We start from the raw sequence: 5,762 nt of genomic DNA, 5'->3' as shown, positions 1-5,762 counted from the left end.
CCTATGGCCGACTTATGGCAGACGAACTCCTTCCTGTCCGATCGGTTTTCCGCCTGTATTTGTTGAAATACATCCGGCCCGCAGAAAGCAGCAGCAAGATTTTCAGTTTCAAAAGGAAGTCGTCGTGGAACGCGTCAAAATCTCGCATTCTCGATCCGCGCGTCAGGCCATCTGTGCCGAGCCTGCGGACATCGCCTTGGCCGTGGAACGAGGGTTTACACGACCGCCTGATCTGGATGGGCGCTTTATTTTCGTCAGTGCCAATGGCTCTGCCATAACTTTGGCGGGATGGGTGTCGACCTCTGCCGAAAAGACTCAAGCGGCCGATATTGCCAGATTGACCCCCGGTGTCGGGTCCGTTTTTAACGAACTCACGGTTCTGTTGTAAGCGGCACCTGGGGGACGTTCGAGACCGCCGTGGAGGAATTCCATGCTTCCTTCCGGAAGTAGGCGTATATTTTCCCGAGGGTGCCGGGCGGTGAGCGCTCCAGGCCCGCACTCCCGGACCTCCGATCCCCGCGGCGCGATGGACAATCTGTTCAAGCCGTTCAAGCGCGGCGAGGGAAACCAGCAACGTCTTGGCCTTGGCCTGTTCATTGCCAGCGAAATAGCCCGCATTCACGGCGGCACGCTGACCGTGACCTCGACCTTGGAGAGGACCAGTTTCGTTTTCCGCATGCCGCTGGGCGTGAGCAAGAATGCCGTCGGGGCAGGCAGATTTACGAACTAAGTGTCTGCTTTCTCTCTCACTTGACTGCGAAACCCACTGGCTTGCGATTTTCGGACTGGATGCACAGTCAACATGCTCGCGGCAAAGCCGCGCTGGTGCTCTGAACCCTCAGCGGTCCACTTGCAGTGCACTTCAGGCCCGGATTCATCGATCTCGGTGTAAAAGACGGTCATCAACGGTCCGCCACGCCGCATGGTGACAACATCACCAATTTTGAAAATTTGATCCGACAAATCTTGTCTCCTGTCGGCCCAGCCAGGTTACGAGGCGTGATTGCTGGTGGTCGCTTCGCTGGCTTCCCGCTCTTCCCGCAGGCGCTGCGTCTTCTGCCGCCTTGCCGCAGTCTCTGCCTCGACAATCACCCGGAAAACGCCGTCCGTTAACTCCCGGCGCTCGTTCACACTCATCGGCCTGACGGCGGGTTCGAATTCGGTTTGCATTTCAGCCTCCTAAGCTGTCGCAACACGGACGCAATCAATTGCCGCTTCCTGCGTTCTCCTTGGAAAAGCGTTGCCGGGCAATGGTCCGCACGTATCGGGACAAAATCGCCTCATTTGTCATGCCGTCCCTGTAGGACTTCACGACGATGCCTGCGAAAACCCGGTCATTCTCCATCGAGCGGGCAAACCATGGCTCTTGGACAATGCCGTTGAAAGTCTTCTGCAGCAGCTCGACTTGATGGGGCTGAAACGTGCCTGCGCTCTCGGATATTGGCATGGCTGCAACTCCTGGTGAAATTCCCACCAGCTCTCTCAAGCCTTGATGAATCCTTGCGCTTCTCGAACCCGAATATCAAGGGAAAATGTCCGATATCGGACGTTTCGTGAGCGGCGCAGCCGGGGAGCGGCCGAATAGTTCAGACGTTTATATTCCCGATCGAGTGCAGCCACATCCCGCCGAGCAATGAGTTTGCATGCTGGGCGATGCCATCGCGGGTATGCGAGAAATGAAAAGGCCGCCTCGAAGGCGGCCTCGTTGGGATTGGCTGGTTCAGCTGGCTTTTTTCATAGCGCCCTTAGGATTGGCGGTCGCTTCGCCGAGCGCCGTCAATTTCTGATCTGTGGCAATCTCTTGCTGGAGATTGGCATCGAGCAGCGGAATTGCGTCCTTCAGGCCGAGTTGCTTCGCCCAGGACTTCAATGTGCCGTAGCGGGCGATCTCGTAATGTTCGACGGCCTGGCCCGAAGAGATCAGGCCGGCGTCGAGCGCCGCCGTGCCCTTATACTCTTCCATGATCTCCTCGCCCTCGGCGAGGATGCCCTGGATGGCTTCGCAGGTCTTGCCGCGTGCCGGCTTGCCGATCAATTCGAACACCTGTTCGAGCCGTTCGATCTGCCCCTGGGTCTCGTCACGATGCTGCAGGAAGCCGGCCTTGCCTTCTTCCGACTGCATCGCACGGGCCATCTTCGGCAGCGTCTTGAGGATCTGCTTCTCGGCGAAGTAAATGTCTTTCAAAGTATCGAGGAACAGGTCATTGAGTGTCTTTTCAGTAGGCATTGTAAAATCCGTTCAATTTTTGAGGGGTACGAGTCTGAACTCTCTCAGGCAAGCGAAGTTCCTCTTTCTCGTCTGAAACCGATAAGTTCGCAGAACAGACAACCGAAAGATCAAGGGCAATGAAAGATGGAGCGCTTGCGCGCTCCATTCTCAAGCAGCCCGGTTTTGAGCCAGCAGGACGGCGTCTTCGTCATCGTCGCGCTGACGGCCTCCGACAGCCGCCGCCACCGCCGCGATGAAAGCGCCGATGAACAGGCTGAGAGCCGCGAGAAGAGCAGCCACGGAAGAGGCTTTGCGGGCCTTGTCGGCGGCTTGCAGGGCTGCCGCCTTCGCATCATCCACCTGGGCCAACACGGTATCGACGCGCTTCTTGGCATCGGCTTCGCTAAGACCAGTCCTGGATGCGACGAGGCGATCGACGTAAGTCCGATCATCGTCAGACATCTTGCCCTGTATCGTCGCATTGGCGAGAATACGGGAAATCTCCGCGCTGGCTGTTCCCGGATTGGCCGTCGTCGTCGCTGTCGCCGGGTTTGCCGGACGCAGCAGCGCATCGGTGAAATAGGATGTCGAGAGGTCTCCGGCCTTATTGGCTGCGACCGTGGCGGCTCCGCCAACCGTCGTTGCCGTCGCTTGAACGCCTGCGCCAACGATGGCCGATACGCTCGAGCTGAGAAGACCGGCAACCATGAGTGTCGCCAGCGCCCATGCAAGAAAGCCATGCGCCGTATCGCGAAAGCCGACCTCGTGGGTGTGCACGCCAACCCACTTCGTCCGAAGCCGCCCCGTAACGTAGCCGCCAACGCCTGCCGAGAGCCATTGGACGACGACCAGCCAAACCGCGGCTGATACGCCGAGCGCCGCGGCGGAAGCAGTTTGCGACTGCCAGGGGGAAACCATGCTGAATCCAAGTCCAGCGCCCACCAAAAGCAATACCAGCGAGATCGCCGCGGCAGCGAAAGCACCCGCGATTATCGGCGCCCAGTTAACAGCGGAGGATGACGATTCGACGGGGGTGTCCGCGACGATCGAATTCTGGGAAATTGTCATCGATCCTCCTCAGTGCCAAAAGAGCATAAGGATCAGGATGATCGGCAGGGGGATGCCTAGAAGCCAAAGTAGAATACCGCGACCCATGTAAAATCTCCAAACAGTTCTTAACAAAGCGACGGCACCAGCGCCGAGACATCGGAAAAACAAAGGAGACGCGCGAAGGTTCCTGAATATTATCAGATTTTGTCGGTGGAGATGGAGGCGAAGAAGGGTGTGGTTGCTTGACGCCAGGAGCAAGCACGCTGTACATCACATAGAAAAGTCCGCCGTGGCGGACCGTTCCAATCTTTTTGCAGAAAATTACTTGCTGCTCTTGTGGCTTTGCTGCCCGGCCTTCACGTGCTGCTCGTGGCTGCCGCCGCGGGTGCCGGCTTCCGACTTGGCGTCGGTCTTGGCATCCGATTTGCTGTTTGACTTTGCGTCAGACTTGCCGGCAGCCGAACCGGACGAGGACGTGTCCGAATTCTTGTGGCTCTGCTGCCCGGACTTGACGTGCTGGTCGTGGGATCCACCTTGATTTGCCATGATACTCTCCTTGGGTACGCGGCGAGGCCATCAGTGGCCTCCCTCTGCTAACCCGTCCCCAACCCAAGCGTTCCAAAAACATTTGCAGTGAGCGATAGCGTACAGAGGCAATAAATGGATTCATACATCCGGGCATGATGATCTGCCGCCTCATGGGTGGCCGTACCAGCAGGAGAAAGCGGCGTTCGCCAGACGGCAATGGGCTGCCTGTGGTCGTGCCTGCTAACTCTGGGAGTCAGGGTATCGATCGTCGAGCGTCTGCATTTCGACTATTCATGAGATCAACGAGGTCATCGGCGTCATCCGCATCAAGGCCATGCAGAATCCGATTTTCCCACAAAGTCGCCGTACCCGTGAATATGTCGTACACCGTCCAAGTCCCGTCTTCTTCACGGCGAGCGTCATATCTGTTGTCCGTGCGTCTGGTCATTCGATCCTCAAGAACTACGTGGAACGGGCCGTTTTCGACGTGATGCCACCGTTGCGGTTGACAAGGTTTACTGGCCGGGGTCTTCCAAGACGTCCTGTGCGTGGGCCATCTCGATCTCACCCACCGTCACCTGAAGATATTGCCGCGAGCCGGCGGGCGTTTCGATGGCCGGTATCTCCAGCCTGGCATCTGTCTTTCTGTATGCGGTGAAGGACAGCCCTTCGATCAATTCTTCCGTGACTGTAAGACGATAGGTTCCCGCCGCCATCGGTTTCGTCAGTGAATTGAGAAAAAATGGGTGGCGAAATTTTATTTCGGTTTCGGTCGTGCGGTCGGTCATTTGGGGCCTCGTTCTCGTTGCGGCGATTTTCTGTCTCGAATCCGATCAGTTGCCGCCCTCGTCGGACCAGCGATCGAGCGCCTCCGTTCTTGACTGCGTTGGGGTCATATTCCGGCCTGAGCCTGTATGCATGCCGCGGTGCTCGAGCGCGGCCAGCAAGTCTTGCTCGGAGTCGTTTCCGTCTCCAAAAAGATCGATGAGGAACCGACCGGCGTCGCTCAGCGCGTCGGGATCAACGGACGCCTCTGTGCCGCTGAAGCCAGCTTTTCGCAGGACGCCCTCGAGCATGGTCAGGTCCGATGATGTAAGATGATGACGGATGTTGCTGGAAGACATTTTGTCCTCCTTTCGGTTGGGGCCAGGTTTTCACCTGTACGGAATGCGCCCTCTTCAATTGCATTTCACTGTTATTATATAATTTAAAATTGTGTCTATACCAAGAGCGTCGAGACCGACCATAGCGAAAAATTCGGTGCGGGCCCCGTTTTTTCAGCAATATACGGGTGGCACGTCGCCGGGCGATCTCGACATCGCCGGCGAAATCTCATAGCGGCAAGCACCGTGGCAGTCAGTGCCTAAGCCGCTTTGAAGAAACGAGCCCTGGCGATCATCTCAGCGTGTTTTTGAAGATCGTCATCAAGGTTTATTCCTTTGCGGAATGCTACCAGAAGCTCAAGTGCAAACTCTCTATCATTCTTGGCGGAGCGATCAAACGAGGGCCTGGAAATAACGTCGTAGTAGATATCCTGCACCATCGCCAACGAGGCCGCCCGAAGCACTTTGGACGCCATAGCGTCACCCCCTTTATTCGATAGAGTCGAATCGGCAATCTCGAGTCGACGATAGTATTTCTTAAGTTGGCGGGTGTCGATGAGCTTGGAAGAGACCGCTCTCAACGTTGGCTGATCAGGGAGATCAGTTGGTTCAACTTGACAAGCGCAGGAGGGTGCAAGAGCTTGATGGAGAGCGGTCATGCGAGAAGCGCCGGGGCGGACCGGCAGACTGCCTCCCGCCCAGACATAACTCTATGCTGTGCAAAACGTTCCACTTGGCCCGGAATATTTTTATTTGGGATAACTCGCTGTTGAACATCTTTATTCTCTGGGGGAGGGAGAATTGATTGTCCGCAGCGCGCGTTCGGCGACCGACCTTGTCAGCCGCTTCATCTCCCAGGTGCCGTACTGCGC

Annotated in this window: 11 protein-coding genes; 2 read left to right on the top strand and 9 right to left on the bottom strand. The window is 56.9% G+C overall.

Annotation, left to right across the window (positions count from 1 at the left end):
• Window positions 1–388, top strand: a 388-nt coding sequence (locus AC1D06_RS41510) for a BON domain-containing protein (RefSeq protein ID WP_477991294.1), incomplete at its 5' end; no start/stop codon positions are given.
• Window positions 389–478: 90 nt separating this feature from the next.
• Window positions 479–730 carry an ATP-binding protein gene (locus AC1D06_RS41505; protein ID WP_477991292.1) on the top strand — a complete coding sequence of 84 codons (252 nt, stop codon included), beginning with the start codon at window positions 479–481 and terminating at the stop codon, window positions 728–730.
• On the opposite strand, the gene AC1D06_RS41500 is transcribed toward AC1D06_RS41505, so the two are convergent.
• The 9 genes from AC1D06_RS41500 to AC1D06_RS41460 form a co-directional block, all read right to left on the bottom strand.
• Complete coding sequence (locus tag AC1D06_RS41500) at window positions 727–963, bottom strand: DUF2158 domain-containing protein (RefSeq protein WP_477878638.1); 237 nt, start codon at window positions 961–963, stop codon at window positions 727–729. The genes AC1D06_RS41505 and AC1D06_RS41500 overlap by 4 nt on opposite strands.
• A gap of 27 nt (window positions 964–990) precedes the next feature.
• Window positions 991–1,170, bottom strand: a complete 180-nt coding sequence (locus tag AC1D06_RS41495; RefSeq protein WP_477878639.1) for a hypothetical protein — start codon at window positions 1,168–1,170, stop codon at window positions 991–993.
• Between the two features lie 34 nt (window positions 1,171–1,204).
• Window positions 1,205–1,486: a hypothetical protein gene (locus AC1D06_RS41490; RefSeq protein ID WP_477878640.1), complete on the bottom strand. Its 282-nt coding sequence runs from the start codon at window positions 1,484–1,486 to the stop codon at window positions 1,205–1,207.
• A gap of 234 nt (window positions 1,487–1,720) precedes the next feature.
• A complete protein-coding gene (locus AC1D06_RS41485; RefSeq protein ID WP_477878641.1) occupies window positions 1,721–2,227 on the bottom strand; it encodes a YciE/YciF ferroxidase family protein in 507 nt (168 codons plus the stop codon).
• Window positions 2,228–2,377: 150 nt separating this feature from the next.
• Window positions 2,378–3,277, bottom strand: a complete 900-nt coding sequence (locus AC1D06_RS41480) for a hypothetical protein (RefSeq protein WP_477991290.1) — start codon at window positions 3,275–3,277, stop codon at window positions 2,378–2,380.
• Between the two features lie 303 nt (window positions 3,278–3,580).
• Window positions 3,581–3,805, bottom strand: a complete 225-nt coding sequence (locus AC1D06_RS41475; RefSeq protein ID WP_477878643.1) for a hypothetical protein — start codon at window positions 3,803–3,805, stop codon at window positions 3,581–3,583.
• Window positions 3,806–4,302: 497 nt separating this feature from the next.
• Window positions 4,303–4,575, bottom strand: coding sequence for a hypothetical protein (locus tag AC1D06_RS41470; RefSeq protein ID WP_477878644.1), 273 nt, complete (start codon window positions 4,573–4,575; stop codon window positions 4,303–4,305).
• A 45-nt stretch (window positions 4,576–4,620) separates the two neighbouring features.
• The gene (locus AC1D06_RS41465; RefSeq protein WP_477878645.1) at window positions 4,621–4,911 is read right to left on the bottom strand and encodes a hypothetical protein; all 291 of its coding nucleotides are present in this window, start codon (window positions 4,909–4,911) and stop codon (window positions 4,621–4,623) included.
• A gap of 239 nt (window positions 4,912–5,150) precedes the next feature.
• On the bottom strand, window positions 5,151–5,549 hold the full coding sequence (locus tag AC1D06_RS41460; protein ID WP_477878646.1) for a hypothetical protein: 399 nt from the start codon (window positions 5,547–5,549) through the stop codon (window positions 5,151–5,153).
• Window positions 5,550–5,762: the final 213 nt, after the last annotated feature.

Source organism: Rhizobium sp. P2_G2 (genome assembly GCF_056403555.1).
The sequence above is the reverse complement of the archived record's forward strand: the minus strand, read 5'-3'. Positions and strand labels throughout refer to the sequence as shown.

What these genes read in the sequence shown, in the direction of transcription:
- AC1D06_RS41495 (WP_477878639.1), bottom strand. Translation starts at nt 1,170, where the DNA reads ATGCAAACCGAATTCGAACCCGCCGTCAGGCCGATGAGTGTGAACGAG.
- AC1D06_RS41485 (WP_477878641.1), bottom strand. Translation starts at nt 2,227, where the DNA reads ATGCCTACTGAAAAGACACTCAATGACCTGTTCCTCGATACTTTGAAA.
- AC1D06_RS41480 (WP_477991290.1), bottom strand. Translation starts at nt 3,277, where the DNA reads ATGACAATTTCCCAGAATTCGATCGTCGCGGACACCCCCGTCGAATCG.
- AC1D06_RS41475 (WP_477878643.1), bottom strand. Translation starts at nt 3,805, where the DNA reads ATGGCAAATCAAGGTGGATCCCACGACCAGCACGTCAAGTCCGGGCAG.
- AC1D06_RS41470 (WP_477878644.1), bottom strand. Translation starts at nt 4,575, where the DNA reads ATGACCGACCGCACGACCGAAACCGAAATAAAATTTCGCCACCCATTT.
- AC1D06_RS41465 (WP_477878645.1), bottom strand. Translation starts at nt 4,911, where the DNA reads ATGTCTTCCAGCAACATCCGTCATCATCTTACATCATCGGACCTGACC.
- AC1D06_RS41460 (WP_477878646.1), bottom strand. Translation starts at nt 5,549, where the DNA reads ATGACCGCTCTCCATCAAGCTCTTGCACCCTCCTGCGCTTGTCAAGTT.